At 68.2% G+C, this 26,303-nt stretch carries 24 protein-coding genes; 17 read left to right on the top strand and 7 right to left on the bottom strand.

What is annotated here, in order from left to right:
• Positions 1–2: 2 nt before the first annotated feature.
• From pcaF to AC3A6G_RS17460, 3 genes are read right to left on the bottom strand one after another with little or no spacing between them, the layout of a single operon-like run.
• On the bottom strand, positions 3–1,208 hold the full coding sequence (gene pcaF, locus AC3A6G_RS17470) for a 3-oxoadipyl-CoA thiolase (protein WP_487874188.1): 1,206 nt from the start codon (positions 1,206–1,208) through the stop codon (positions 3–5).
• Positions 1,209–1,251: 43 nt separating this feature from the next.
• Positions 1,252–1,905 (bottom strand): 3-oxoacid CoA-transferase subunit B, encoded by a 654-nt coding sequence (locus AC3A6G_RS17465; RefSeq protein ID WP_487874187.1) that lies wholly within the window; start codon positions 1,903–1,905, stop codon positions 1,252–1,254.
• Positions 1,902–2,603 carry a 3-oxoacid CoA-transferase subunit A gene (locus AC3A6G_RS17460; RefSeq protein ID WP_487874186.1) on the bottom strand — a complete coding sequence of 234 codons (702 nt, stop codon included), beginning with the start codon at positions 2,601–2,603 and terminating at the stop codon, positions 1,902–1,904. Before AC3A6G_RS17460 ends, AC3A6G_RS17465 begins: the two co-directional genes overlap by 4 nt.
• 137 nt (positions 2,604–2,740) lie before the next feature.
• Here AC3A6G_RS17460 and AC3A6G_RS17455 point away from each other — a divergent pair, with 137 nt between their 5' ends.
• The gene (locus AC3A6G_RS17455; RefSeq protein WP_487874185.1) at positions 2,741–3,529 is read left to right on the top strand and encodes an IclR family transcriptional regulator domain-containing protein; all 789 of its coding nucleotides are present in this window, start codon (positions 2,741–2,743) and stop codon (positions 3,527–3,529) included.
• A gap of 109 nt (positions 3,530–3,638) precedes the next feature.
• On the opposite strand, the gene AC3A6G_RS17450 is transcribed toward AC3A6G_RS17455, so the two are convergent.
• Positions 3,639–4,658 (bottom strand): Bug family tripartite tricarboxylate transporter substrate binding protein, encoded by a 1,020-nt coding sequence (locus AC3A6G_RS17450; RefSeq protein WP_487874184.1) that lies wholly within the window; start codon positions 4,656–4,658, stop codon positions 3,639–3,641.
• A 208-nt stretch (positions 4,659–4,866) separates the two neighbouring features.
• Here AC3A6G_RS17450 and AC3A6G_RS17445 point away from each other — a divergent pair, with 208 nt between their 5' ends.
• The 16 genes from AC3A6G_RS17445 to AC3A6G_RS17370 all read left to right on the top strand — a co-directional run bounded on the left by AC3A6G_RS17445 (position 4,867) and on the right by AC3A6G_RS17370 (position 21,405).
• On the top strand, positions 4,867–5,994 hold the full coding sequence (locus tag AC3A6G_RS17445; RefSeq protein ID WP_487865159.1) for a YybH family protein: 1,128 nt from the start codon (positions 4,867–4,869) through the stop codon (positions 5,992–5,994).
• Positions 5,961–7,379: a L,D-transpeptidase family protein gene (locus AC3A6G_RS17440; protein WP_487862774.1), complete on the top strand. Its 1,419-nt coding sequence runs from the start codon at positions 5,961–5,963 to the stop codon at positions 7,377–7,379. The genes AC3A6G_RS17445 and AC3A6G_RS17440 overlap by 34 nt, the downstream gene beginning before the upstream one ends.
• A 426-nt stretch (positions 7,380–7,805) precedes the next feature.
• Positions 7,806–7,994 carry a Flp family type IVb pilin gene (locus tag AC3A6G_RS17435; protein ID WP_487874183.1) on the top strand — a complete coding sequence of 63 codons (189 nt, stop codon included), beginning with the start codon at positions 7,806–7,808 and terminating at the stop codon, positions 7,992–7,994.
• A 10-nt stretch (positions 7,995–8,004) separates the two neighbouring features.
• Positions 8,005–8,505, top strand: coding sequence for an A24 family peptidase (locus AC3A6G_RS17430; protein WP_487874182.1), 501 nt, complete (start codon positions 8,005–8,007; stop codon positions 8,503–8,505).
• 78 nt (positions 8,506–8,583) lie between these two features.
• Positions 8,584–9,600 (top strand): Flp pilus assembly protein CpaB, encoded by a 1,017-nt coding sequence (cpaB, locus tag AC3A6G_RS17425; protein WP_487874181.1) that lies wholly within the window; start codon positions 8,584–8,586, stop codon positions 9,598–9,600.
• 124 nt (positions 9,601–9,724) lie between these two features.
• On the top strand, positions 9,725–11,041 hold the full coding sequence (locus tag AC3A6G_RS17420; protein WP_487874208.1) for a type II and III secretion system protein family protein: 1,317 nt from the start codon (positions 9,725–9,727) through the stop codon (positions 11,039–11,041).
• Between the two features lie 10 nt (positions 11,042–11,051).
• Positions 11,052–12,335, top strand: coding sequence for a CpaE/TadZ family protein (locus tag AC3A6G_RS17415; RefSeq protein ID WP_487874180.1), 1,284 nt, complete (start codon positions 11,052–11,054; stop codon positions 12,333–12,335).
• Positions 12,336–12,341: 6 nt separating this feature from the next.
• Positions 12,342–13,655, top strand: coding sequence for a TadA family conjugal transfer-associated ATPase (locus AC3A6G_RS17410; RefSeq protein ID WP_487874179.1), 1,314 nt, complete (start codon positions 12,342–12,344; stop codon positions 13,653–13,655).
• Entirely contained in the window at positions 13,648–14,649 is a 1,002-nt protein-coding gene (locus AC3A6G_RS17405; protein WP_487874178.1) for a type II secretion system F family protein, read from the top strand. Before AC3A6G_RS17410 ends, AC3A6G_RS17405 begins: the two co-directional genes overlap by 8 nt.
• Positions 14,646–15,605 carry a type II secretion system F family protein gene (locus AC3A6G_RS17400; protein WP_487874177.1) on the top strand — a complete coding sequence of 320 codons (960 nt, stop codon included), beginning with the start codon at positions 14,646–14,648 and terminating at the stop codon, positions 15,603–15,605. Before AC3A6G_RS17405 ends, AC3A6G_RS17400 begins: the two co-directional genes overlap by 4 nt.
• Complete coding sequence (locus AC3A6G_RS17395) at positions 15,602–16,480, top strand: tetratricopeptide repeat protein (protein WP_487874176.1); 879 nt, start codon at positions 15,602–15,604, stop codon at positions 16,478–16,480. Before AC3A6G_RS17400 ends, AC3A6G_RS17395 begins: the two co-directional genes overlap by 4 nt.
• A 44-nt stretch (positions 16,481–16,524) precedes the next feature.
• Positions 16,525–16,908, top strand: a complete 384-nt coding sequence (locus AC3A6G_RS17390) for a DUF3613 domain-containing protein (protein WP_487874175.1) — start codon at positions 16,525–16,527, stop codon at positions 16,906–16,908.
• 35 nt (positions 16,909–16,943) lie between these two features.
• Positions 16,944–17,423 (top strand): TadE/TadG family type IV pilus assembly protein, encoded by a 480-nt coding sequence (locus AC3A6G_RS17385; protein ID WP_487874174.1) that lies wholly within the window; start codon positions 16,944–16,946, stop codon positions 17,421–17,423.
• Positions 17,420–17,902 (top strand): TadE/TadG family type IV pilus assembly protein, encoded by a 483-nt coding sequence (locus tag AC3A6G_RS17380; protein ID WP_487874173.1) that lies wholly within the window; start codon positions 17,420–17,422, stop codon positions 17,900–17,902. Before AC3A6G_RS17385 ends, AC3A6G_RS17380 begins: the two co-directional genes overlap by 4 nt.
• 14 nt (positions 17,903–17,916) lie before the next feature.
• Complete coding sequence (locus AC3A6G_RS17375) at positions 17,917–19,953, top strand: TadG family pilus assembly protein (protein ID WP_487874172.1); 2,037 nt, start codon at positions 17,917–17,919, stop codon at positions 19,951–19,953.
• A 15-nt stretch (positions 19,954–19,968) separates the two neighbouring features.
• Positions 19,969–21,405: a sigma 54-interacting transcriptional regulator gene (locus AC3A6G_RS17370; RefSeq protein ID WP_487874171.1), complete on the top strand. Its 1,437-nt coding sequence runs from the start codon at positions 19,969–19,971 to the stop codon at positions 21,403–21,405.
• 101 nt (positions 21,406–21,506) lie between these two features.
• Here the strand turns inward: AC3A6G_RS17370 and AC3A6G_RS17365 are convergent, their stop codons facing one another.
• From AC3A6G_RS17365 to AC3A6G_RS17355, 3 genes are read right to left on the bottom strand one after another with little or no spacing between them, the layout of a single operon-like run.
• Positions 21,507–23,066, bottom strand: a complete 1,560-nt coding sequence (locus AC3A6G_RS17365; RefSeq protein WP_487874170.1) for a TolC family protein — start codon at positions 23,064–23,066, stop codon at positions 21,507–21,509.
• Entirely contained in the window at positions 23,063–24,379 is a 1,317-nt protein-coding gene (locus tag AC3A6G_RS17360) for an HlyD family type I secretion periplasmic adaptor subunit (RefSeq protein ID WP_487874169.1), read from the bottom strand. Before AC3A6G_RS17360 ends, AC3A6G_RS17365 begins: the two co-directional genes overlap by 4 nt.
• A gap of 50 nt (positions 24,380–24,429) precedes the next feature.
• Positions 24,430–26,262 (bottom strand): peptidase domain-containing ABC transporter, encoded by a 1,833-nt coding sequence (locus tag AC3A6G_RS17355; protein ID WP_487862757.1) that lies wholly within the window; start codon positions 26,260–26,262, stop codon positions 24,430–24,432.
• Positions 26,263–26,303: the final 41 nt, after the last annotated feature.

Below are 26,303 nucleotides of genomic sequence, written 5' to 3'. Positions count from 1 at the left end.
GTTCAGACCCGTTCCAGGATCACGGCGATGCCCTGCCCCACGCCGATGCACATCGTGCACAGCGCATAGCGGCCGCCGCCCTTGTGCAGCTGGTTCACCGCAGTGGTGGCCAGGCGTGCGCCGCTGGCGCCGAGCGGATGGCCGAGCGCGATGGCGCCGCCGTTGATGTTCACGCGCGCATCGTCGTCGGCGAGGCCGAGCAGGCGCAGCACCGCGAGGCCCTGCGCGGCGAAGGCTTCGTTGAGTTCGATCACGTCGATCTGGTCGAGCGTGAGGCCGGTGAGCGCCAGCACCTTCTGCGTGGCGGGCGCGGGGCCGATGCCCATCACGCGCGGCGCGACGCCCGCCGTGGCCATGCCGACGACGCGGGCGCGCGGCGTGAGGCCATGCTTCGCGGCGCTGGCTTCGTCGGCCAGCAACAGGGCGCAGGCGCCGTCGTTCACGCCGCTGGCGTTGCCCGCGGTCACGGTGCCGTCGGGGCGCACCACGCCCTTGAGCTTGGCGAGCGACTCGAGGCTGGTCTCGCGCGGATGCTCGTCCTTGCTGACGATGAGCGGATCGCCCTTCTTCTGCGGCACGGTCACGGGCACGATCTCGGCGTCGAAGAAGCCGGACTTCTGCGACGCCACGGCGCGCAATTGCGAGGCGAGCGCCATGCGGTCTTGCGCCTCGCGCTCGATCTTGTAGTCGGTCGCCACGTTCTCTGCCGTCTCGGGCATCGAGTCGACGCCGTACTGCGCCTTCATGAGCTTGTTGACGAAGCGCCAGCCGATGGTGGTGTCGTACACCGCGTTGTTGCGGCTGAACGCGCTCTCGGCCTTGGGCATGACGAAGGGCGCGCGGCTCATGCTTTCGACGCCGCCGGCGATCATGAGGCCGGCTTCGCCCGCGCGGATGGCGCGCGCGGCGCTGCCCAGTGCATCGAGGCCCGAACCGCACAGGCGGTTGATGGTGGCGCCGGGCACTTCGATCGGCAGGCCCGCGAGCAGCGCCGCCATTCGCGCGACGTTGCGGTTGTCTTCTCCGGCCTGGTTGGCGCAGCCGTAGAGCACGTCGGTCACGGCCTGCCAGTCGACCTTGGCGTTGCGTTCCATCAGCGCCTTGAGCGGCACGGCGCCGAGGTCGTCGGTGCGCACGCTGGAGAGCGATCCGCCGTAGCGGCCGAAGGGGGTGCGAACGGCGTCGCAGATGAAGGCTTGCTGGGTCATGTGTGTGTCTCTGTGGAAGGGGTGGTCGGTTCTTGGGCCGGTGTCATGCAGCGATCGGCAGGCCCACGAGCTGTTCGAGCTGCTCGCGGCTCAGCCCTTCGACGGTGTCGATGAGCTTCAGGCCCTGGGGCGTGCATTCGAGCGTGGCGAGGTCGGAGTACACGCGCTTGACGCAGCCGATGCCGGTCAGCGGATAGGTGCATTCCTGCACCAGCTTGCTCGTGCCCTGCTTGGTCAGCAGGTCCATCATGACCCAGGTCTGCTTGGCGCCGATGGCCAGGTCCATCGCGCCGCCGACGGCGGGGATAGCGTCCTTCTCGCCCGTGTGCCAGTTCGCGAGATCGCCGGTGGCCGAGACCTGGAACGCACCGAGCACGCAGATGTCGAGATGGCCGCCGCGCATCATCGCGAAGCTGTCGGCGTGGTGGAAGAACGCGCCGCCGGGCAGCAGCGTCACCGGTTGCTTGCCGGCGTTGATGAGGTCGTAGTCCTCTTCGCCGGCCTCGGGCGCGGCGCCCATGCCGAGGATGCCGTTCTCGCTCTGCAGGATGACCTCGCGGCCCTGCGGCAGGTGGTTGGCCACGAGCGTCGGCTGGCCGATGCCGAGGTTGACGACGGCGCCGTCGAAGATGTCCTGCGCCACGCGCGCGGCGAGCTGGTCCTTGGTGCGGCGGGTGTAGTTGTTGCTGCTCATCATGCTGCCTTCTTGAAGCCGCCGGCCTGCGTGACCGTGCGTTCGATGCGCACCACCTGGTGCACGAAGATGCCGGGGGTGACGATGGTCTCGGGGTCGAGCGTGCCGAGCTCGGCAATGTCGTGCACCGTGGCCACGGTCTTCTTCGCGGCCATGGCCATCACCGGGCCGAAGTTGCGCGCGGCCTTGCGGTAGACCAGGTTGCCCCAGCGGTCGCCGCTCTCGGCCTTGATGAGCGCCACGTCGCCGTGGATCGGGTACTCGAGCACGTATTGCTTGCCGTCGATTTCGCGCGTTTCGCGCTCGCCCGCGAGCTGCGTGCCGTAGCCGGTTGGGCAGAAGAAGGCGCCGATCCCCGCGCCCGCAGCGCGGATGCGCTCGGCCAGGTTGCCCTGCGGCACCAGCTCGAGCTCGAGCTTGCCGCTGCGGTAGAGCCCGTCGAACACCTGGCTGTCGGCCTGGCGCGGGAAGCTGCAGATGATCTTGCGCACGCGGCCGGCCTTGAGCAGCGCGGCCAGTCCGGTCTCGCCGTTGCCGGCGTTGTTGTTGACCACGGTGAGGTCCTTGGCACCCTGCTCGATGAGCCCGTCGATGAGCTCGCCGGGAATGCCGGCGGTGCCGAAGCCGCCGATGAGCACCGTGGCGCCGTCGGGAATGCCCGCCAGCGCATCGGCGACCGAGCGCGCGATCTTGTTGATCATGAAGCCTGTCTCCGGAGAAGAAAGAAGAAGGAGCGAACCGGGCGGCCGACCGCGCAACGGGACGCTGTGCAATGCGTCAAAATGTTCGTATAAAGAACATTTGTTCGTATAATGAATTCTAAGGACGATCGCTCAGCATGGCAACCCACCCCCTCCAGACCGGCACCACGCCCGCGCCCGGCGACAGCTACGTGCAGTCGTTCGCGCGCGGCCTGCAAGTGATCCGCTCGTTCAGCGAAAGCGCGCCGCGCCAGACGCTGAGCGAGGTGGCCGCCGCGAGCGGCCTCACGCGTGCGGGTGCGCGGCGCATCCTGCTCACGCTGCAGACACTGGGCTACGTCGTGAGCGACGGCAAGTTCTTCACGCTCACGCCGCGCATCCTCGACCTGGGCTTTGCGTACCTTTCGTCGATGCCGATCTGGAACCGCGCCGAGCCCGTGATGGAAGCGCTGGTGCAGCAGGTGCAGGAGTCATGCTCGGCCGCCGTGCTCGACGCGACCGACATCGTCTACGTGATGCGCGTGCCGACGCAGAAGATCATGCGCATCAGCCTGGGCGTGGGCTCGCGCCTGCCGGCCTACTGCACCTCGCTAGGCCGCCTGCTGCTGGCCGACCTCGACGACGACGAGGTGCGCGCGCGCCTCGAAGCCTCGCCGCGCGAGGCGCTCACCGAGCACACCGTGACCGACGTCGACACGCTCATGGACAAGGTCGCGCAGGCGCGCCGGCAACAGTGGTGCCTCGTCGACCAGGAACTCGAGGAAGGCCTCGTCTCCGTGGCCGCGCCCATCGTCGATCGCCAAGGCCGCATGGTGGCCGGCCTCAACATCAGCGGCCAGGCCAACCGCACCAGCGCCAAGGCGATGCAGGAAACGATGCTGCCCGCACTGATCGACGCCGCCAAAAAAGTCTCGCAACTGCTTTAGAACCCGCTTCCAACCCATTGCACCCGTGGAACGGGCTTTGCCCGGCCACCGGGTGCGCCCCCCAGTGGGGGGAGGCGGCTACACGAAGTGAGCCGCATCGGGGGGCGTCTTATCCTTCTGACTGAATGCCCTTCATGATGATCACGCCGCCGAGCCGAGCCGTGTCGGCGCGCATGCGGCGGGCCAGCGCCTCGGGCGGGCCGGGCTGGGCCTGCCAGCCGGTCTTGAGCAATGCGGCCGCGACCTCGGGTGAACGGATCACCTCGGTCAGCGCGGCATTGAGGCGGGCCACGGCGGCCGGCTTCATGCCCGCGGGCGCGGCAAGCGCGGTCCATATCTCGAGATCCGCGCCGCGCACGTCGACGTCGCGCACCGTCGGCAGGTCGCCGGCCAGCGGACTGCGCTCGGGCGAGGTCACGCCGATCGCCTTGATCTTGCCCGACTTCACATGCGGCAGCGCGAGCCCCGGCGGCAGCAGCGCCAGCTGGATCTCGTTGGCGAGCAGGCCGGCAATCACCTGCGGATTGCCGGTGTAGGGCTTGTGCTGCGCGGTGATGGCCGCACGGCTCTTGATGAGCTCCATGCCCAGGTGGCCCACCGTGCCCACGCCCGGCGTGCCGTACCTGCCGCCGCTGCTCAGGTTGCGCACCCACAGCAGTTGCTCGGCGGCCGTCTTGCCCTCGGCCGCACCCGACACCGCCAGCACCAGCGGCGCGGTGCCGACCAGGCCCACGGGCGCGAAGTCCTTCTCGGGGTCGAAGCCGAGCTTGGGATTGAGCAGCTTCGCGATCGTGAGATTGCCGTTGATCAGCGCGCCGATGGTGTGGTCGTCGGTGGCCTTGGCCACCAGGTCGGCCACCAGATTGCCGCTTGCACCGGGCTTGTTCTCGACGATGACCGGCTGGCGCAGGATCTTCGACAGCGGCTCGGCGATGGCACGCGCCGCGAGGTCCGGCGAAGCGCCGGCCGGAAAGCCCACGAGGATGCGCAGCGGCCTGGTGGGCCATGCGGCGTCGCTGGCGGCGGCAGCCGGCGCGGCGGCGCGCTGGGCCAGTGAAGCGGGCGTGAAAAGCGTTGCGGCAAGGGCGGCGGCGCCACTTTCGAGCAAGCGGCGTTTGGTGATCTTCAAGGCGGCTCCAGAGAGTGAGAGGCAGGAAGTGTCGGGGGAGGTCTCGGCGAGGCCGGACTTACAGAACGTTACATGAATGTTTCCTATCGCGCAAGCCAGGCGCCTTGCCCGTTAGCGACGGCCATGCTCGGTATCCGGAAGTTACCCGCCCACATACAATTCCTGCCGCGTCCCACTCCCTTTTCTCCCCTACGAGGTCTTGCCCGCAATGCCCAAGAGCCCCCTGCTGCGCGCCCGTTTCGGCTCGTTGTCCCCCGTTGTTCGCGCCCTGCTCGTGGCGACGGCTTGCGGCATCTCGTTTTCGGCGCTCGCAGCACCGGAGCACGACGAGGTCGACCGCCTCGTGCAGGCCGGCAAGTTCGACGAGGCCCAAACCCGTGCCGACGCGTTCCTGAAGGACAAGCCCAAGGATGCGCAGATGCGCTTTCTGAAGGGCGTGATCCAGCTCAACGCAGGCAAGCGCAACGAGGCGATCGCCGTGTTCACGCAGCTCACGCAGGATTCGCCCGAACTGCCCGAGCCCTACAACAACCTGGCGGTGATCTACGCCGGCCAGAACCAATTCGACAAGGCGCGTGCCGCGCTCGAAAGCGCGATTCGCACCAATCCGAGCTACGCCACGGCGCAAGAGAACCTCGGCGACGTGTATGCACGGCTGGCCAGCCAGGCCTACAGCAAGGCGCTGCAGCTCGACCAGAACAATGCGGCGGCCGTGCAGCCCAAGCTGGCGGTGATCCGCACGCTGTTCACGCCGCCGGCGGGCAGCGCAGCGGCGGCGCCGGTCGCACCGGCACCTGCACCGGTCGCGAAGGCGCCGGCCGCGCCCGCGCCCGCAGTTGTTGCCGCTGCAGCCGTTGCACCGCCGGCGCCCGCGCCGGCCCCGACCCGCGCCACCACTGTCCCTGCCCCGGCCGCACCGCCCGTCGCGATCGCCAAGGCCCCCCCGTCGGCTGCTGCACCCGCGCCCGCGCCTGCACCAGCCGCCGCGCCCGACGCGAGCGCCGACGTCGAGAACGCTGTGCGCACCTGGGCGGCGGCCTGGGCGGCGCAGGACATGGACCGCTATCTCGCGGCCTACGGCCCCGACTTCAACCCCGGCGGCGGCCAGAGCCGCAAGGCCTGGGAAGAAGAGCGCCATGCGCGCATCGTCGGCAAGTCGAACATCAGCGTGAACCTCGAGAACCTCGTGGTCCACGTCGACGGCCAAGTGGCCACCGCCAAGTTCCGCCAGATCTACCGCGCGGACAACCTCAACATCAGGAGCCGCAAGACGCTGGAGCTGCAGCGCACGTCGGGCAGCCAATGGCAGATCCGCAAGGAAAGCGTCGGCGGCTAGTGACGGGTGTCGTCCGGCCCCAGACGCCTCCGCTGCGGCGCGGGGGGCGCCTGCTCGCCGCGCTCGCGGCGGCAACGGCGCTGCTGGTGTCCGCGCCCGCTGCCCTCGGTGCTTCGGCCAAGCAGGGTCAGGGCAAGACGAGCAACGCCAAGAGCGCGAAAGCGACCAAGTCGAAGGTGGCGACCGGCAGCCGCCGGGCGGAGCTAAAAAGCGCGGCCCGGCCGAAAAACGCCACGCGCAGCAGAAGGGCCGCCCCGGCCGGCCCGATCGAGCAGGCCAGCAGCGCCGAGGCCCGGCTCATCGGCGTTTACGAACTGTTCGGCCGCGGCCAGGCCCGCCCGGCCTTGCAGAAGGCGCGCGAACTGGTGCGCGACCATCCCAACTTCCAGTTGGCCCAGTTGGTCTATGCCGACCTGCTCGCCACCCAGGTGCCGCCCGCGCACGGTTTTTCGGATGCCGCGAGCGTCGGCAAGCTGCGCGGCAGCGCCGCCATGGCCGAACTGCGCGAAGAGTCGCGCCGGCGCCTGCAGGCACTGCGTGACCGGCCGCCGCCCGGCACCGTGCCCTCGCAGTTCCTCGCGCTTTCCACGCGCAGCCGCTATGCCATCGCCGTCGATGCCTCGCGCTCGCGCCTGTACCTGCTCGAGAACTCCGACAAGGGCTTGCAGCTCGTCGCCGACTACTACGTCTCCGTCGGCAAGTCGGGCATCGGCAAGGTCAGCGAAGGCGATGCACGCACCCCGCTCGGCGTGTACTACGTCACCAGCAAGCTCGACCCGAAGTCGCTGAAGGACTTCTACGGCGCGGGCGCGCTCCCGATCAACTATCCGAACCCGTACGACGTCCGCCGCGGCAAGACCGGCAGCGGCATCTGGCTGCACGGCACCCCGCCGCAGCAGTACGCCCGCGCGCCGCTCGCCAGCGACGGCTGCGTGGTCATGGCCAACCCCGATCTGAAACAGCTGCTGCGCAAGGTGCAGATCGGCGCCACGCCGGTGGTCACCGCACCGAGCCTGCAATGGATTTCGCGCGCGCAGGCCGAAAAGGAAGCCCAATCGTTCACCAGCGCGATGGCGGCCTGGAAAGACGCGCGCGCCATTGGCAATGAAGCGCAATTGAAGAAATTCTATTTGCCGGATTTCCAGCGCGGCGGCAGGAAATCGGCAGAACCGGCTTCGGTTTTCCAGGACGAAGTGGAATACGCCCAGGGCAAGCGTGTCCAGTTCAAGGAAATGTCGTACCTGCACTGGCGCGACGGCGACGACACCATGGTCGCCACCTTCGGCGAAGTGTTCGAAGGCGAGAAAAGCGGGCGCACCCGGCGCCAGTACTGGCTGCGGCAAGGCAGCGAGTGGAAGCTTTTCCACGAGGACATCCTCGGCTAAAGCCTCAATTTGCCCCTGCCAACCGGGGGGCTATGGGGCTGGATGTGTGACTTTTTTCTCACTTTCTCCCCCAATATCGACCGTTACATCTGGTCGCTCAACCGTGGTGTTACGTGACGCGAAACGCATGTGTTCCCGTAACGTCAACACCTTCGCACCCCTCTGTTCCACGTAACGTGGGTACCACATTCATGGTATGGGTACCTCTGTTTACAGAGGTAAGAATCCGCCTACGAACCGGTCAGGGCGCGATGGCGCAGAGGTGGTTCGGAGGGTGGCGCTGGGCTGGCAGCCATCCTGCTTAGTGAGTAGGGCTATCACAACCGCGGCCGCTTCCCGTTGGTTGGCCCTGTTGATACACAGAGTTACGCCGTATAACATCAAGCCTCCCAGCCGTTCGTTAACATTTTTCAAAGGGTAAAAATCATGCTTCGCTCTATCACTCGGTTCCTGCGCGACGAAGAAGGCGCTACTGCAATTGAATATGGAATTATTGCGGGGCTGATGGCAATTATTTTGGTGGCGGTTTTTGGCACCAGCGCCACCACTGGCCTCGGAAAAATTCTGTCGGACATTTTTGTCGGCGTTGGCAATGCAGTGAAGGCGCCGGTTTAATTCACGACAGATGCCCTATTTGTGGCTGCTCTGGCTGCTGCTGATCACGGCCTATGACTCCCGACAACGTCGCGTCCCCAACTGGCTGGTGCTGGTTGGCGCGGCGCTTGCCGTGGGGGCGCTTGCCATGAATGCACAGCCTTTCGGCATCCACTGGAAAGACGCGCTGACAGGGGCCGCCTTGGGCTTCGGTTTTCTCCTCCTTTTCTACGTGGCCGGCCTCATGGGGGCGGGCGACGTCAAATTTGCCGGTGCGCTCGGCCTTTGGGTCGGTGCGGCACCCCTGCTGCCGATCTGGATCGGCGCCAGCCTGCTGGCCGGTCTGCATGCGGTGCTCTGGCTGGTGCTGCAGCGGCTGCCGTGGTTCCCGGGCATCGCACTGATGCTGTCGGGCAGGCCGCGCGCCACCACTGGCGCCCCGGGTCCGCGCAAGTACACGCGCCCGATCCCCTTTGCGGCCTACCTCGCGGTAGCTGCCGCGGTCTGGATGGTCTGGGGCCGACAGAGTTAGCCCCGCGCTGCTCGTCACCGTGGGCTTTCACCTTCCTCCTCCTGCCGACAGGCTGCCCCACCTCCTCAACCGCCGTTCATGATCCACCTCACCAAAATCATCGCCGCCATCCTGGTACTGCTGGCCATCGCGCTTGGCGGCTATGCCTGGGTCCTGAGCCGGCAGCCCGCCAAGCCGCCGCCGTCCGCCGCAGCGCCTGCCGCGGCCTCGTCGAACACTGCGCGTGTTCCCACGTTCCCGGTGGTCGTCGCATCGAAGCCCGTGGCGGCGGGCCAGGCCATCGCGATCGACGCAGTGCGCGTGGAACAGCTGCCGATCAACCCCGCCGGCGCCTTCAAGGAAACCGCCGACGTGATCGGACGCGTGCCGGTATTCGATCTCGGCGAAGGTACCCCGCTGCTCGAAGGCCAGCTCGCCTCGGGGCTGGCAATGCGCGTCGAGGAGGGCGAGCGCGCCGTGGCAGTCAAGGCCGACGAAGTCATGGGCGTGGGCAACAAAGTCCAGCCCGGCGACTTCGTCGACGTGTTCGTGATGCTCAAGTCCGATGGCAGGGATGTCGACCGCACGCAGGCGCGCTTGCTGCTGTCGCGCAAGAGGGTGCTCGCGTTCGGCAGCGCCTCGGTCGACGGGCTACCGTCCAAGGCTGGCGAAGGCCGCGCCACACCGCCGCAACAACAGCAGCAGCAGCGTGCCGAAGCGGCGCGCACGGCCGTGCTCGCCATCCCGGTGGCCGAAATCAACCGCCTGACGCTCGGCGAATCGAGCGGTCGCCTGCTGCTGGCACTGCGCAACCCGCTCGACACCGCCCTGCCCGACCCCGCACTGCTGGCCGAGCTGCCGCCCGCACTGCAGCCTCCCGCGACCAAGCGTGGCGAGCCGGCGCGCGGGCCGCTCGAAGGCCTCGACAGCGCCCAGGCAGGCCTGACCACCGTGGACCTCGTCACCGGGGGCGGTGCCACAGGCCGCCGGCTGCTGGCGGAATCCCGGGCCGCCAACGCCGCCGCACCGCGGCCAGCCAGTGCCGGCACCGGCGGGCGCGGTGGCAACGAGGTCGAAATGATCCGCGGCGACCGCAGCGAAACCGTTCGCTATTGACCTGAACGAACGGGACCAGCCTCTCATGACAGTTTCCTTCCGACAACAAGAAAGCCTCTCCATGCCGCACCCGCAGCGCGCGACGACGCCCTTTGCCACACGCCGCGCCCTGAACCGGCTCGCGCTGCCTTCGGTGCTGCTGCTGTTCGCCCTGGGTCTGCCGGCTTCCGCCGCCTGGGCCGCGGAGCCGGCGGCGCCCGCCGTGCCGGGACAGCCGCCCGTCCCGTTCGTCGTGGCCGCCGGTTCGCAGCGCGAGCTGATGGTTGACCGAGGTGTGGACCGTATCGCACTCGCCGACGAGGCGGTGGCTGGCGTCACGGTCACGCGCAAGACGCCGGGCTCGCCCGCCGCGCGCCTGATCGTCACGGGCAAGCAACCCGGGCGCACCACGCTGATGGTGTGGGAAAAAGGCCAGACCGCGGCCACCACCTACACGCTCGACGTCCAGCGCCGTGCTGCGACGCTCGGGGGCAGCCTGGACAGCATGCCTGCGTACCAGCGCGCACGCGACGTCGCGCTCTCGACCCAGCCCGACAAGGCGCCGGTCAACGACGCGGCGACGATCAACGTGCGCAGCCACACGGTCCAGGTGGCCGTGAAGGTGGTGGAGTTCAATCGCAGCGTGCTCAAGCAGGCCGGCCTCAACATCTTCAGCACGCGCGCCAATTCGAGCGGCTTCAGCTTCGGCGTGTTCACGCCCTCTTCGCTGGCCAGTGCATCGTTCGGCGGCGATGGCTCGATCTCGGGCGAATACAACAAGCCGCTCGCGCAGGCCTTCAGCCTGCTGCTCAACTTCGGGCGCGCCGGCGTTGGCCTCAACGTGGGCTTCCTCGAAGGCAACGGCATGGCCCGCGTGTTGGCGGAACCGACGCTGGTGGCGATGTCGGGCCAGAGCGCCAGCTTCCTGTCAGGCGGCGAACTGCCGGTGCCGGTGCCGCAGGGCCTCGGCTCCACCGCCATCGAGTACAAGCCCTTCGGCATCGGCCTCACCGTGACACCGACGGTGCTGTCGAACGACCGCATCGTGCTCAAGGTGGCGCCCGAGGCCAGCGACCTCGACTACACCAATTCGCTCAGCCTCGGCGGCGTGGCCGTGCCCGCCATCACCACGCGGCGCGCCGACACGACGGTCGAGCTCGGCGATGGCGAGAGCTTCATCATCGGCGGCTTGGTGAGCCGCACCACCACGTCGAACGCCGACAAGATCCCGCTGCTCGGCGACCTGCCGATCCTCGGCGCCTTCTTCAAGCAGAGTAAATACCAGATGAGCGAGAAGGAGCTCGTGATCGTGGTCACGCCGCACCTGGTGAAGCCGATCGCGCGCAACACCGACCTCGCGCCGTATCTGCCCGGCAGCGCCGAACAGCGCGACGGCGCGGTGTGGCGCTCTTATTTCCTTGGCGGTGCTTCCAACGCCGCGGTCCCGGGTTTCTCTCGCTGATCGAGGCCCCATGAACGCACCCCGCGACAGCCTCCCGGACATCGGCACCGACACCTACCTGTTTGCCTCGGGCAACGGGCGCCACATCACGTGGCTCACCGATGCGCTGGGCCAGACAGGATCGGTGGTGGTGCTCGAGCCCGACGCGAAATCGATCGACGACCGCATCGCGATGCTCGGCCCGTCGGCCGTTTTCATCGACTTCTCGCCCGACCAGCTCTCGGCGGCCACCCAACTCCACGAGCGCCTGAAGCGCGACTGGCCCGCGCTGCCGGTGCTGGCGGCCGGCGAGTCTGCCGAACCGGCCGCCATGCTCGCCGCACTGCGCGCCGGGGTGGACGACTTCGTCGACATGTCGGCCCCGCCTGTCGAGGCCGTGAGCACCCTGCGCACGCTGATGGGCAAGCGCGCGAGCATGCAGGTCGGCCTGCGCGGCTGCACCCTGGCGCTGCTCGGCGCACGCGCGGGGCTTGGCGTGACCACGCTGGCCGCGAGCCTTTCGCTCGCGCTGCACGAGCAACTGGCGCAACCGCCTGTGCGACCGACCGGGCGCGCGCTGCGGCAGGGCGTGGCGCTGCTCGACTTGGGCTTGCCGGCGCGCGACGGGCTGCTCTACCTCGACACGCAGAGCGGCTTCAGCTTCGTCGATGGCGTGCGCAATCTGCGACGACTCGACCAGACGCTGTTGCACACCGCCGTGGCGCACCATGCGAGCGGCGTCGCGGTGCTGCCGCTGCCGGCGAGCCTCGCGCAGGTGCGCGAGATCTCGCATGCCGACTCGGTGGCGCTCATCCGGCGCCTTGCGGACTTCTTCGATTTTCAGGTTGCCGACCTCGGCGGCTTCTCGACCGTCGACTTCATGGCGCAAACCGTCCGCGAGGCTCAGCAGACCTGGGTGGTCTGCGACCAGAGCATCGGCGCCATCGTCTCCACCGCCACCCTGCTCAAGGAGCTGCGCGCGCGCAGCGTCGATATGGGCCGTCTGGGGCTCGTGGTCAACAAGTTCGACAAGCATGTCGGCCTCGCTGCCAAGGACATTGCCGAGCGCCTCGAGCTGCCGCTCGGTCACGTGCTGCCCGCACGCAGCACGCCGCTGCTCGCGGCCGCCAGCCGCGGCGAGATGCTGGTGCGCACCGCGCGCAACGACCCCTATTCGCAGGCCGTGATCGGCCTCGCGCGAAGCCTGGTCCAGCAATACATGCCGGCCATCGGCCAACCACCGCCCAAGGATCCAGGCTGGACTGCGCTCAAGTCGCAGCTCACCGGCTTCTGGAAGAGTTCAAACCAAGGTTGAGCCTTTATGTCCAACGAAATCGAATTTGCCGACGACGACCAGGCATTCATCAACTCGCAGCAGTTCCAGGACATCAAGAGCTGGACCCATGACCACCTGCTGAGCCGCATCGAGGAACTCGGCGCGGAATTCGGCCGCTGGTCGCGCGCGTCGATCCAGCAGTTCGTCGAACTCGAGGTCGACAGCTTCGTGCGCCTGCGCCGCGTGCCGATCAACGACCGCGAGATGCAGCTCATCTCCGATGCACTGACCAAGGAGCTCGCGGGCTTCGGCCCACTGGAAGACCTGCTCAACGATCCCGGCGTCGAGGACATCCTGATCAACGGCTACCAGAACGTGTACGTGTCGCGCCGCGGCGTGCTCGAACGCGAGACGCTGCGCTTTGCCGACTCGGAGCACGTGATGCGCATCGTGCGGCGCATCCTCGCGCCGCTTGGACGCCGGCTCGACGAGGCCAACCCGATGGTGGATGCGCGCCTGCCCGACGGTGGCCGCATCAACGTGATCATCGAACCGCTCGCGATCGACGGGCTCTCGGTCTCGATCCGCAAGTTCCGCAAGGAGCCACTCACGCCGGCCGACCTCGTGAAGCTCGGCACCTTCGACGCGGGCATGGCGCAGCTGCTCGAGATCGCGGTGCGCGCGCGCTGCAACATCCTCGTGAGCGGCGGCACCAGTTCAGGAAAGACCTCGCTGCTCAATGCGCTCGCGAGCTACATCCCGCAGACCGAGCGTGTCATCACCATCGAAGACACGGCCGAGCTGTCGCTCGGCCACACCCACGTGGTGCGCCTCGAAAGCCGCCCAGGCGGCTTCGACGGCACCGGCGTGGTGTCGATCCGCGATCTGCTGCGCAACAGCCTGCGCATGCGGCCCGACCGGATCATCGTGGGCGAGGTGCGCGGCGCCGAGGTCATCGAGATGATGCAGGCCATGAACACCGGCCACGAAGGTTCGATGGGCACCATCCATGCGAGCTCGCCGCGCGAATGCCTCTACCGCCTCGAGATGCTCGCGGGCTTCGCGGGCTACCAGGGCAGCGAGACCAGCCTGCGCCGGCAGATCGCCAACGCCATCGACTTCATCGTGCAGATCGGCCGTCTTTCGGGCGGGCAGCGGCGCATCCTCTCGCTCAGCGAGGTCACCGGCGTGAACGACAACGTGGTCGCGATGCAGGAGCTCTACCGCTACGACCCCGTGGTGTCGCCCGACGGCGAGGAGCGCGACCGCTGGGTGTCGCTGGGAATCGCGCCGCATTCGCCCAAGATCACGCGCTTTCGCCAGACGCTCTCGCGGAGCTCGGGAGATCGCCGTGCGTGAAGGCCTGCTCACGGTCGCTTGCATCGCGCTGCTGATGGCAGCCGCGGGGCTGCTGCTGTGGCACTGGGCCTCGACCCGGCAGGCCAGGCGACTTGCCGGCGAGCACCTGAAGCAGCGCATCGATGCCAGCTTCTCGACCGACGACCTGGTGCCGGCCACTGGGCGCACCGAGTCGCTGTCCGCGACCGGTGCCGCCGCCATGCCGCTGTCCGACCCCTGGGCTGCGTCGGCCGCGGCCGAGCAGGTGCAGGCGCCGCGCAGGAACCGCCTCGAAGCACTGCTGCCCGAATGGATCGAGGGCGTCGTCGCCACACGCGTGCTCGCCCTGGGCGCGGTCGCCATCGCGCTGATCACCGCGGTCGCGGGCCTACTCGGCGGCTGGCCTGCCGGCCTCGGTTCGCTGCTTTTCCTCGTGCTGCTCGCCACTTTCGCGCTGTGGCTGCGGTTGCAGAAGTTCCGCCGCCAACTCGTGAGCCAGTTGCCGGCGTTCATCGATGCGATGGTGCGGCTGATCACCATCGGCAACTCGACGCAGGCGGCATTCCAGCTCGGCATCGCGTCGACGCGCGCGCCGTTGCGCGGCTACCTCGAGCGCGCCGCCGGGTTGGTGCGCGCGGGCGTCGACCTCGACCGTGCGCTGCACCAGATGGCCACGCGCGTGCGGGTGGAAGAGCTGTTCCTGCTGGCCTCGATTCTGGGGCTGGGCGTGCGCTACGGCGGTCGGGCCGACCTGCTGCTCGAGCGCGTGGGTAACTTCATGCGCGACCGCGAGCAGGCCGAGCACGAACTCGTGGCGCTCTCGGCCGAGACCCGCCTCTCGGCGTGGATCCTCGGGCTGCTGCCGGTCGGCGTGGGCTCGATGATCATCATGCTCAACCCCTCCTACTTCCTGCGCATGTGGCAGGACGCCACCGGCCAATACATGGTGTTCGGCGCTCTGGCGCTGCAGGCCACCGGCGCGTTCCTGCTCTACCGCCTGGCGAGGTTCGCATGAGCGCCGCCAGCTTCACGCCGGCCCAACTCGGCATCCTGAGCCTCGCGCTGCTGGCGCTGGGGCTGCTCGCGATGGCCGGCCTCCTGATCGGCGGCGAACTGCGGCGCGCCCGCCGCGGCGACGTGCTGGGCCGGGCCCTCCGCCGTGGTGCCGAAGAAGCATCGCCCGCAGTCGCTCCCGTGCAGGACGCGACGCCTTCCGCGGACGTCGAACTGCCTTTCCACTGGCTCGATACGCGGCTCGGTCGCGTGCTGGTGGCGAACGAGGATCGCAACCTCATCGACCAGTGCGGCTTCCCTTCGCTGCGCGCACAACTCATCTTCCTTGTGCTGCGCGTGTTGCTCGCCGTGCTGCTGCCGCTGGCGGCGTATTCGCTCTGGGCGGCAGGCCAGCCGCAGCGCCATGTCATCGCGGTGCTTGCCGGTGCCTTCGTGCTCGGGTTCATGGCGCCGAAATGGCTGCTGGCCCGTCACGCCGGTGCGCGGCGAGAAAGGGTGGCGCACGAACTGCCGCTCTTCGTCGACCTGCTTCGGCTACTGCAGGGCGTGGGACTGAGCCTCGACCAGAGCCTGCAGATCATGGCGGCGGATTTCTCGCACGTGCTGCGCGTGCTGGGCCATGAACTCGCCATTGCCAACCGGCAGTACAGCCAGGGCCGCACGCGCGAGCATTCGCTGCAGCGCCTGGCCACGCTGCACAAGAACGACAACCTCGCCGGCCTGGTTGCGCTGCTCGTGCAGGTCGACCGCCACGGCGGCGCGGTGCAGGAGCCGCTGCGCCAGTACAGCGACCGCCTGCGCGAACACCGCCGGGCCGAGATGAAAGCACGCATCGGCAAGATCACCGTCAAGATGACCGGCGTCATGGTGATCACGCTGCTGCCGGCGCTGGTCATCGTGACCGCAGGCCCGGGTTTCCTTGCCGTCTTTCGTTCGCTCGGAGCCCTCGCCAAATGACCGGTCGCCCCGCACTTCTCTCATTCGGCCACCGGCCGGCATTCGTCGCCCTTGCGATCGCATCGGCGCTCGCCGCCGCGGGCTGCGCAGGCCCGAAGGACGCCTATCCTGCGGTCGCCGAGGCCCAGCAGCGGCAGGCCGCCGAGGAAGGCCTGAGCGCGCGCGCGGGGAGCAACATCGACACGCAGGCCACCTACCTGAAGCTCGTCGAGCAGATGCAGCAGGAAGGCCTGTGGTTCGCTTCGCTCGCGCACATCGACGCGCTCGAACAGCGGTGGGGCACGTCGGCCGAGTCGACGCGCGCGCGCGCCGAAGCGCTGCGCCATGCGGGCCAGGCCGCGCAGAGCGAAGCCGCCTACCGGCGCCTGCTCGGCACCCCGCTCGCGGCGGCCGGCTACCGCGGCTTGGGGCTGCTTGCGGGCGCTCGCGGCGACTATGCCGAGGCCGTGCGCATGCTCAGGCAGGCGCGCGACCGCAATCCCACCGACGCGCTGCTGCTCAACGACCTGGGCTATGCGAGCCTGCGCGCCGGCCTGATCGACGAAGCGCGGCTTCCGTTGATGCAGGCGCTGCAGCTCAAGCCCGACAACCCGCAGGCGCAGGCGAATCTCGCGATGTACCTCGAGGCCACGCAGCAGCGCGAGCAGGCTACCGCCCTGATGGACGCCAACAAGACGCCGCCCGCCACGCGGGCTGCGATCCGCGAGGCGGCGCGGCAGCTTGTGGCGGCCTCAGCGCCTACAGCCGCGGTCACCGCTCCACCCACGGCCGGCGGCCCGCTGCTCGACGACAGCGCCGTGCCGCTGACGCTCAGGGCGTCCCAATCCACCCTCCGGCCGCGCGCCGGCTCGACCTCCAAAGGTACCCCCCCATGAAGCCGCAAGCCCTTTTCCGCCGCCGTTCCGCACTCCCACTGCGGATGCTGCAGACATCCGCGCTCGCCCTGCTGGCTGCACTGGTGCTCATGGCCGGGCAGGCCCGCGCCGAACCGGCGAAGCCCGCGGCGCCGATGGTGGTGGAGACCGCGCCGCCGACGGAACATGCGGCGGAGGAATACGTCGAAGAGGACGACGAGGCCTACGCGGACGAAATGTTCGCACTGCCACCGCTGCGCGTGGGCGATGCCACCGACACCCTGTTCGCGCTGCAGCGCTCGGGCGATATCGCGTCGCCCACGCCGCGTCCGATTGCCGGACCCGTGGCCCACCGCAGCTACGAGCGCTACCTGAAGAGCTTCGAGCATCCGATTCCGGAGTACCTGAACTCGTCGGTGAAGAAGGCGCCGAGCGGCACCGGACGCTAGCCCGCCGACTGCTCGTCACGACCGGACGCACTGCCATGAAGAACCTTCTGCATCGCCGATCCGCCCGCGCGCAGCGCGGCGTGTACGCGATCGAGTTTTCCATCGTGTTCCTTCTCGTGTTCACGATGCTCTACGCGCTCATCAGCTACGCCATCGTGTTCGCGCTGCGATCGGGCCTGCAGAACGCGGCCGAAGACGGCGCACGGGCAGCATTGCGCTACCAGTCGACCTGGGAAGACCGCCGCGACGAGGCGATCCGCGTGGCCGAGTCGCGGATTTCCCTCAACCTTCCTGTACCCCCGGTTGTGACGGCGCGGCGCTGCCAACTTACCGATGCAGGAACCAGCGATTGCATCACGCCGAACTGCGGCAGCGCATGGACCCAGCGCTGCCAGGTGGTGGTGACTGTCACCGCCACGTCCATGCGGACCGTACTGCCCCCACTACCCGCGTTCGCGGTGCCGGAAAGCATTGCCGGCCAGGCAAGTGCGCTGCTCGACGGAGGCATGCTGTGAGAACCGCCGCCCGCAAGCAGCGCGGCGTCGCTGCCATCGAGTTCGCACTCGTCTTCATGACGCTCTTCTTCATCATCTACGGGATCGCGACCTTCGGCGCCGTGCTCTACACCCAGCAGATCGTCGCGCGTGCAGCCGAAGAAGGCGCGCGCGCGGTGCCGCGGCTGCTGTCGCCACCCGTGGCCGTCAACGATGCACGCGTGAAAGCGGCGGTGTACGACGCGCTCGCGGCCGCGCTGGTGGTGCCAGCCGCCAACAACGGCAGCTGGGGCAGCAAGCGCAGCTGGATCGCCGCCAATACCACCGTCGCCGTGACGCTCGCAAGCGGTGTCGGCGCCGGTGCTGGCACCACGGCGGTGGTGACGTTGAGCTATCCGTACAGCGCGAACCGGCTGCTGCCCACTTTGCCAGTGCTGGACACCAGCCGCTGGATGCCCGACAACCTGCGCAGCCAGGCGGCCATCGCGATCCCGTCGTGAAAGTGAGCGTACCGATGGAACCGACACACGCCAGCCTCTCGTCCTCTCTGCGCCGCCGCACCATGCAGTCGGTCGGCGACGGCCGCCGGATGCGCGGCTCCGTGGTGGTGAACGCGGTGATCGCCGTCTCGCTGGTGCTGATCGTGCTGATCGGCACCCAGGTGGGCTACATGTTCTTCATGAAGCGCGAGCTTCAGAAGACCGCCGATCTCGCGGCGCTTTCGGGAGCACAAGCGGTACTGCCTGCGAGCTGCGCCAATGCAACAGCTGCCGCGGTTGCGAACGCCGCACAAAACTTGCCAGCGATGCTTGCGCCCGTGACCGCGGCGGAGATCACGTGCGGCCACTGGGACCCAGCTGCACGCCCTGGGCCGCATCACTTCGGCGCACCCGTTGCGGGACAGATCCTCAACGCGGTCCAAGTCACGATCACGCGGACCGCGCCACTGCTGCTGCCAGCGCTGCCAGGCAGCCAGTCGTTCGCGATCAGCGTGGAAGCGCTGGCCGCCAAGCGGCAGCCGCTTGCGTCGTTGAGCATCCGCAGCACGCTCGCCACCGTCGATACGAAGCGCTCTGAGCTTCTCAATGCGCTGGTCGGCGGCATGCTGGGTGGGTCACTGGCAGTTGATGCCGTCGGCTGGAAGGGGCTGGTCGATACCGATCTCAAGCTGCTGACCTTCGTGGACGAGTTGGGCGTCGAACTTGGACTCGGCGTAGGCAAATACGACCAGGTGCTCGGAAGTGATGTGAGCGTGGGGACTCTTGTCAAGGCGATGATCAGCGCGCTGGAGCGAACGGGCTCCACCGCAGCCGCCACCATCGAGGCGCTCGGCTTGATCCAGGCCGCAGCCGAAGTGTCGCCGACCATCGTGAAGTTGGGGGACCTTCTGGGCGTTCAGACGGGCGTGGACGCGGCCGGGCTCAATGTCGATCTGCAGGTCTTCCAGTTGCTCCAGGGCATCGTGCAGGTTGCAAACGGAAAGAACGTGCTCGTCGCCACCCTGCCGGTGACGGTGCCCGGCGTGCTGAACATCACAACGAACCTCCGAGTGATCGAACCGCCGCAGCTCTCCGCCGTGGGCAACCCTGCGCTCGCGAAGCTCGATCCGACAGGCCCGGACCAGATCTATGTTCGGAGCGCCCAGGTCCGCGCGCTGGTCTCGATAGAGCTTCCGGTGCTGAGCGGCATCTCGAACCTCTCGAACGCAGTCACCACCCTGGTATCGCCCGTCACGACACTGCTGAATGACGTGCTCGGATTGAAGCTGAGCGTCCTCGGGGACGTCCTCGGCTGCCTGATCGCATGCACGAAGGACGTGACGGACGTGGACATCCTTCCGGCACCGACACGGCTGGACATCAACCTCGATGCGGGGGGCGGCGAATCCAGGGTTACCGACTTCAGTTGCCCGTCCGCCGGAAAGAGCCTGACAACCCAAACGACAACCTCCGTCGCCAAGCTGCGCATCGGGAAAATGGGAACTTCGGCCGAAGACGCGAAGAACAGGGTGTTCTCGTCCGCCGCAGCGCCTGCTGTGAGCGCCGTTCCCGTGATCGACATCGGCTCCATGAAGTGCACGCGGCTGCTGCTCGGATTGATTCCGGTCGCCTGCGACGAGGCGGGCCGCAAGGCATTCCACGGTGGCGGCCTCGGCATCAAGGCCGACGTGCCGGTCGGAGAATCGTCCGCGCCACAGACCTTCGTTGATCCCCCGGATCTGGTGGACTCCGAAACGCCAACGCCTTACCTCTCGGTGTCCTCCGAGAACATTGTCGACAGCCTGACGGCAACCGTTCAGGGCCTCAACCTTTTGAGCCCGATCGCTGCAACCGGCAGCGGCAATGGCGGGCTGCACTCTTTCCTTTCTGCCTTGACCGATGCACTCGGCGTGGTCACCAGCATCCTGAAAGGGGTGATCTCCAGCGTCCTCACGCCCTTGCTCGACACCCTGCTCGACGCTCTCCTGAGCGACGCGCTTGGCGTGAACCTGGCGCAGACTGAAGTCGGTGCGCGACTTTCATGTGACGGAAGTGCAGAGCTTGTCTACTGATTCAGATTCTCCGAAATGAGCGCAGCCACCAACTTCGACGAACTCGACCTCTTTGTCTGGGAAGGCAAGGCCGACATCCTCGACCGCATCGCGCGCTGCATGGCGAGCTTCGACGTCGAGGTGATCCGGGCCGACGGCATGCCTGCTCCGTCACAGGACCGCGGCGCCGCGCTGCGGCCCTCCGTGGCGATCCTGAGCGTGACGGTCATCGACAACGGCGGGCTCGCGCATGCGACCGAGCTGCTGCAGGGGATGCCCGTGATCTGGGTCGCGGCAGCGGCGCGCGAGCGCGACTCGCGGACCTACCCGCCCGAGTACCTGCACGTGCTGCCCTACGACTTCACCTGCGCGGAGCTGCGCACGATGGTGGCAAAGCTCGTGCGGCAGCTGCGTGCGCGCGAGGTGGCACCGCAGCCGCCCGACGAGCTGGTGGCGCATTCGGAGGCGATGCAGTCGCTGCTGGCCGAAGTGAACGCCTTCGCCAACTGCAACCACAGCGTGCTGGTGCGCGGCGAGACTGGCGTGGGCAAGGAGCGCATCGCGCAGCAGCTGCACCTGGGGCACGAGAACTACGGCAAGGGCGCGTTCGTGGCGGTGAACTGCGGCGCGATTCCCGACGGGTTGTTCGAATCGCTCTTCTTCGGCCATACCAAGGGCTCGTTCACCGGCGCCGTGCATGCGCACCGCGGCTATTTCGAGCAGGCCACGGGCGGCACGCTGTTCCTCGACGAGATCGGCGACCTGCCGAAGTACCAGCAGGTCAAGCTGCTGCGCGTGCTCGAGGACAACACGGTCACGCGGCTGGGCGCGACCGCACCGATCCGGGTCGACTTTCGGCTCGTGGCCGCCACCAACCGCAACCTGCGCGAGATGGTGGCGAGCGGCGAATTCCGCGCCGACCTGTTCTACCGGCTTGCAGTGATCGAGCTGCATGTGCCGAGCCTCGAGGAGCGCGGCGAGATCGACAAGATCGCGATCTTCAAGGCGCTGTTGCGCAACGTGCTCGGCGACGATCTCGAGACGTTGGGCGAGACGCCGCACTGGCTCTGCGATGCAGTCGCCGAGATCTACTTTCCGGGCAATGTGCGGCAGTTGCGCAACCTCGCCGAGCGCGTGGGCGTGATCGCACGGCAGCTGCGCGGCTGGGACCAGAACCTGATCCAGCGCGCGATCGCGCTCACGCGCGGCACACCGACGCCGGCGATGTTGGCCGCGAACGGCGGCGGTGGCATGGGCGCGGGCAGCAGCAACGGCGTGGCGCTCGACGGCAGCGGCGAGCGCCGGGGCTGGAACAGCAGCGAGCGCAACCGCATCATCGCGGCGCTCGAGACCAACGACTGGAAGCGCCAGGACACGGCGCAGCACCTTGGCATCAGCCGCAAGGTGCTGTGGGAGAAGATGCGCAAGTATCAAATTCTCGACGGCGAGCCCGGCATCCCGGAAGAGACTTAGCCCACCCCCGAAGCGGCTCACTTCGTGTAGCCGCCTCCCCCTCAAGGGGGCGACACCGACGGCCCGGCAAAGCCGGTTCCGTGGTGTCCCTGGCTTAAGGCTTAGCGCGTGGGGAGTCTTGCAGTGCTGCGCAGCCCGAGGGCAGAACCCGTCGCGCTCGCGCTCCGGTCGACCACCGCCTCGTTCGCACAGGCCGCGTTGCTCGCAATGCACAGCATCGCGAGCATGCCGTCGTCGCTCAGCACCGGGCGGGTCGGCGGGCCGAAGATGCGGTCGATCCAGTTGTTGCCGGCTTCGGGGTCGATGCGCAGTTCACCCACGGTGCGCGCGAGGCGCAGCTCGGTGATGCGCAGGTCGAAGACCGAATCGACATAGTCGAACAGCAGGGTGTAGTAGTCGAGCTGCGCGTCGAGCACGGCGGGCAGGGTCTCGCGGCCGAACTCCATCAGCCGGCGCCGGCCGCGGAACGACTGGCCCGACGCGTTGACGGCCTCCATGAGCTGGCGTTCGCGTTCGCGGCCCGACACGGTGCGCGACCACGAGGCCGACGTGAGTTCGAGCAGGTTGAGCCGCACGCCTTCGAGCTTGGCTTCCTGGTTGGCGACCTCGGCGAGCGCGGACTTCAACTTCATTTGCCGGTCGAAGCCGTTGCCGAAATTCCAGTTCAGCTCGAAGGCCGCGCGCGTCGGGTCTTGCGGCGAGACGCCGCGCGGGTCCTTGCTCTTGACGACCACCGCGTCAACCGTGGGCCAGATGCTGGCTTCCTGCTGCTCGACCAGCGCCTGCGCGCGCGCAACGCGGCCCCTGGCCTCGGCGATCTCGGTGCTGCGCTCCTCGGCACGGCGCAGGGCCTCGTCGCGCGACACGATGCGCCAGGCTGCGGGCGCGGCGAGCACGGGCAGCGACGAAGGCTCGGGCGTGAAGCGGAAGTAGGTGTTGAACTTGGCCAGCGCCTCGTCGCGCTGGGCCTCGAAGTCTGCCTCGCGCGCGGCCACGGCGGCGCGGCGCGAGGCCGCCATGTTCAGGTCGTTCTCGCCCGTCGCGCCGAGTGCGACGCGCCGCGATTCGACGCGCGAGAGCTCGGCCACCACTTCGGTGGACTTGCGCGCGATCTGCTTCTTCAGGTCGAAGCGCTGCACCTGCAGGTAGGCGGTGAGCGCATCCAGCACCACCTTCTGCGAGGTGGTGACAACCGCGTCCTCGTCGGCCTGGTTGCCCGCCTCGGCAGCGCGCACGGCGGCGCTCATGGCACCGCCGTCGATCAGGCTCACGCGTGCTTCGGCGGTCAGCACGGTGTAGTTCTCCGTGGCGGCATTGGCAGCGCCGCTGTTGTAGGTGCCCGAAGCAGTGCCCATCTTGAACCGCGGATAGCGCGCCTTCTTGGCCGTCTCCACGCCGAAGCCGCTGGTGTTGGCGGCGGCCTGCGCGGTCTGCACCTCGGGGAATTCCTGCGACAGCGTGAAGAGCGCCTGCTTCACGCGCTGCACGGAGCTCGCGGCGCCGAGCGATGGCGACGAAAGGCGGCGCGCGGCCGCCAGCGTTGGCGGTGCCTCCTGCGCCAGCGCGGCTTCGGGCGGCAGCAAGAGGCCGGCGCACAGCGCCGCACAGAGGACGCCGGTGCCCGTGGTTCGGCGCCGGCCTGTATCGGTCGTCGCGCTCATGGTTCGCGGAACGCTTCACGTCGCAGCTTGAGCACCGGACGAAGGATGTACCAGATGAACGGATCGGTGCCCACCTTCAGGTCGACCTCCGCTTCCATGCCGGCGGTGATGCGGTTTTCCTTTTGCCCCACGAAGGTCTGCTCGGTGCCGACCAGGATGCGGTAGTAGGGCGTCGAGTTGGCGACGGCCGGGTCGCGGTCGGCGTCGGCCGCCACCAGCGTGACCTGGCCGTCGACCGCGCCGTAGCGCAGGTAGTCGTAGGCCGTGATCTTCACGCGCGCGCCCTGCCCGATCTCGACGAAGCCCCGGTCGTTCGGGTTCAGGCGCGCCTCGATCATGACCTCGTCCTTGTCGGGCACCACTTCCATGATCGCCTCGCCGGGCTTGATGACCCAGCCCGGGCTCGCGCTGCGCAGGCCCTTGATGATGCCGTCGGCGGGCGCCTTCACGGTGGTGCGCGAGCGCTGCGTGCGGGCCCGCGCGAGGTCTTCGCTGAGGCTCGCGAACTGGCGCTCCACGGTGGCCAGCTCGTCGGATGCGCGGCGGCGGAAGCGGCCTTCGGCCTCGGCCATCTTGGCCTGGGCCTCGGCGATGGCGGCGCCGGCCGAGATCGAGCCCTGACGCGCCACCGCGAGTTCGCTGCGCACGCCCTCGACCTGGCGGCGCTTCTCGAGCACCTCGACCTGGCCCACGAGCTTCTCGCTGAGCAGCTGCTCGGAGATCTCGAGTTCCTTCTGCATCAGCGCCAGCCGGTCGTTCAGGCCCTTGACCTTGGCCTGCTGCTCGAGCTGCTTGCTGCGCGCCTGCTCCAGCATCGACACCGCACCGGCCATCACGCCGCGCTGCTCGAGCGAGCGCGCTTCATAGGCGCCGACCTCGCCGTCGAGCACGCTGGCGTCGATGTCGGCGGCAAAGCTGTCGCGCCGCAGCGGCTGGCCCCGGCTCTCGGCCATGAGCCGGATGCGCGTGGCCTGCGTGGACGCATAACGTGCAGAAAGCTCCTCGAAGTTCAGGCCGCTGCCGCCCAGGTCGATCTCGACCAGCGACTGGCCCTGCTGCACCCGGTCGCCTTCCTTCACCATCACCTCGCTGACGATGCCGCCTTCGAGATGCTGGATCGACTTGACCCGGTCGGACGGAATAACCCGCCCCGGCGCCACCACCACCGTCTCCATCGGAAAGCCCAGCCCCACCACGGCCAGCAGCGCCACCGCGCCGCCGATCACCCATTGGCGCCGTCGGCCGCTGGGCGACGTCTGTGCCGAGCGCTTGCTTTCCTCTTCCTGGAGGATCTGCGGCAAATCTGATTTCAATTCGGTCCCCACATACGCATCGATCGGTCGTTCTTCGTTCGTTCGTTCGTTCAAGCCATGGAGCGGCTGGCGCCGGCGCCGTGCGCGGCTTCGTCGTCGCCCGCACCGCCATCGCCCAGCGCCACCAGCGCCTTCTTCACGCCGAAGAGCTTCGGCACCATGACGGCCGCCGTTCCCTGCTCGACATTGCCCTGCCCCGTCACGTGGTAGACCGTGGTGGCGGCCGACACGATGCGCAGCGAATGCGTCACCACCACCACGGTGCGCACCTTGGCCACCGCAAGCAGCGTGGCGAGCAGCGTGCGCTCGCTCTGGAAGTCGAGGTCGTTGCTTGGTTCGTCGAGCACCAGCACCGAAGGCTTGCGCAGGAAGCTCATGGCCAGCGCGAGCTTGCGCCGCTCGCCGACCGAGAAGCCCACGCCGCCCTCGCCCACCACGGTGCGGTAGCCGTCGGGCAGCCGCGAGATGAAGTCGTGCGCGCCCGAAAGCTTGCAGGCGGCCACCACCTGCTCGTCGCTCTGGCCCGGCGCGGTGCGGCGCATGGTGTCGATCAGCGGCCCGCCGAACCAGTAGACCTCCTGCGACAGATAGCTGATCCAGCGAGACAGCTCTTCGCGGCCGAACTGCGACAGGTCGTATTCGCCGATGCTGATGACGCCGCGCGTGGGCGTGTACAGGCCCGAGAGCAGCTTGACCAGCGTCGACTTGCCGGCGCCGTTGCGCCCCACGATCACGTGCAGCCCGCCGGGACCGATGTCGAGGTCGACGTTCTCGAGCACCGGCTTGTGCGACTCGGCGCTGAAGCTGAAGCTCACGTCCTTGAGCGTCACGCGGCCGAGCGGCTGCGGCAGCGTCATGCCCGACGGCGGCTTCTCGACGGGCTCGCCCAGCACCTTCTCTAGCCGCTTGGCCGCTTCCTTGGCAGCGGCCAGCGAGCGCCAGCTCGAGACCAGGCCGGCCACCGGCTGCAGCGCCTTGAGCGCCAGCATGTTCGAAGCGACGAGCCCGCCAACGGTCATCCACTGCTCCATGACCGAGATCGCGCCCACCGTGACGATGATCACCGAGAACACCGTCAGCAGCACCGTGGTGCCGTCGCGCGCGGTCTCGATCTGGCCGTTCTTGCTGAAGCTCTCGCCGAGCCAGTCGTTGTAGGTCTGGCGCCACATCTCGACGGTGGGACCGTCGTTGGCCTGCGTCTTGAGCGTTTCGCGCGCGTTGCAGATCTCGGCTGTCATGCGGTCGAGGCCGCGGCCGCGCTGCACTTCCTCGACCCGGCCGGTGCGCACCTCATCGGCCCACCACCAGGCCAGGAAGGCCATGATGCCGAGGAACAGCACCACCACAGGCAGCACCGGCAGTGCCACGATGCCGATCACGGCCAGCGCGAACACCGCCATCGGCAGGTCGAAGATCGATTGCGCCAGGCCGCCCGTGACCGTGCCGCGCACCGAGGCCACGTCGCGGAAGAACTGGTGCCATACCGAAGCCGGGCGCGCCTCGAGTGCGCGCAGCGGCCGGTTCAGCATCGAATGCAGCAGCGCCCCCGAGACACCATGGTCGATGATCGCGCCCGCATTGCGCAGCAGGCGAGAGCGCCGCATGCGCAGCCAGAACTCGATACACAGGAAGAACAGGATGCCGCAGACCAGCGCGGCCAGCGTCGAGACACCGCTGCGCGACAGCACGCGGTCATACACCTGCAGCAGGAAGATCGACGGCAGCAGGCCGAACAGGCTGATCGGCAGCGAGCGCCAGGCCGCGCTCTTGACCAGCGGATAGGCATCGCGAAACGCCTTGTGCAGCGCGCCCGCGTAGGGGCTCGAGCCAGCCTCCTCCGGCGGGTCGGCCAGCAGCTGGCTGGGCAGAAGAAACTTGATCATGGGAAAAGGCCGATCCGTGCGGCAATGACGCCTGCGTCATT

The sequence above is a fragment of the Variovorax sp. Soil_C_26 genome (genome assembly GCF_057657075.1).
The sequence above is the reverse complement of the archived record's forward strand: the minus strand, read 5'-3'. Positions and strand labels throughout refer to the sequence as shown.

What these genes read in the sequence shown, in the direction of transcription:
- AC3A6G_RS17375 (WP_487874172.1), top strand. Translation starts at nt 17,917, where the DNA reads ATGGAACCGACACACGCCAGCCTCTCGTCCTCTCTGCGCCGCCGCACC.
- AC3A6G_RS17370 (WP_487874171.1), top strand. Translation starts at nt 19,969, where the DNA reads ATGAGCGCAGCCACCAACTTCGACGAACTCGACCTCTTTGTCTGGGAA.
- AC3A6G_RS17440 (WP_487862774.1), top strand. Translation starts at nt 5,961, where the DNA reads ATGGCAGATCCGCAAGGAAAGCGTCGGCGGCTAGTGACGGGTGTCGTC.
- AC3A6G_RS17355 (WP_487862757.1), bottom strand. Translation starts at nt 26,262, where the DNA reads ATGATCAAGTTTCTTCTGCCCAGCCAGCTGCTGGCCGACCCGCCGGAG.
- AC3A6G_RS17365 (WP_487874170.1), bottom strand. Translation starts at nt 23,066, where the DNA reads ATGAGCGCGACGACCGATACAGGCCGGCGCCGAACCACGGGCACCGGC.
- AC3A6G_RS17400 (WP_487874177.1), top strand. Translation starts at nt 14,646, where the DNA reads ATGAGCGCCGCCAGCTTCACGCCGGCCCAACTCGGCATCCTGAGCCTC.
- AC3A6G_RS17415 (WP_487874180.1), top strand. Translation starts at nt 11,052, where the DNA reads ATGAACGCACCCCGCGACAGCCTCCCGGACATCGGCACCGACACCTAC.
- AC3A6G_RS17465 (WP_487874187.1), bottom strand. Translation starts at nt 1,905, where the DNA reads ATGATGAGCAGCAACAACTACACCCGCCGCACCAAGGACCAGCTCGCC.
- cpaB (WP_487874181.1), top strand. Translation starts at nt 8,584, where the DNA reads ATGATCCACCTCACCAAAATCATCGCCGCCATCCTGGTACTGCTGGCC.
- AC3A6G_RS17460 (WP_487874186.1), bottom strand. Translation starts at nt 2,603, where the DNA reads ATGATCAACAAGATCGCGCGCTCGGTCGCCGATGCGCTGGCGGGCATT.
- AC3A6G_RS17385 (WP_487874174.1), top strand. Translation starts at nt 16,944, where the DNA reads ATGAAGAACCTTCTGCATCGCCGATCCGCCCGCGCGCAGCGCGGCGTG.
- AC3A6G_RS17390 (WP_487874175.1), top strand. Translation starts at nt 16,525, where the DNA reads ATGCTGCAGACATCCGCGCTCGCCCTGCTGGCTGCACTGGTGCTCATG.
- AC3A6G_RS17455 (WP_487874185.1), top strand. Translation starts at nt 2,741, where the DNA reads ATGGCAACCCACCCCCTCCAGACCGGCACCACGCCCGCGCCCGGCGAC.
- pcaF (WP_487874188.1), bottom strand. Translation starts at nt 1,208, where the DNA reads ATGACCCAGCAAGCCTTCATCTGCGACGCCGTTCGCACCCCCTTCGGC.
- AC3A6G_RS17430 (WP_487874182.1), top strand. Translation starts at nt 8,005, where the DNA reads ATGCCCTATTTGTGGCTGCTCTGGCTGCTGCTGATCACGGCCTATGAC.
- AC3A6G_RS17445 (WP_487865159.1), top strand. Translation starts at nt 4,867, where the DNA reads ATGCCCAAGAGCCCCCTGCTGCGCGCCCGTTTCGGCTCGTTGTCCCCC.
- AC3A6G_RS17395 (WP_487874176.1), top strand. Translation starts at nt 15,602, where the DNA reads ATGACCGGTCGCCCCGCACTTCTCTCATTCGGCCACCGGCCGGCATTC.
- AC3A6G_RS17435 (WP_487874183.1), top strand. Translation starts at nt 7,806, where the DNA reads ATGCTTCGCTCTATCACTCGGTTCCTGCGCGACGAAGAAGGCGCTACT.
- AC3A6G_RS17410 (WP_487874179.1), top strand. Translation starts at nt 12,342, where the DNA reads ATGTCCAACGAAATCGAATTTGCCGACGACGACCAGGCATTCATCAAC.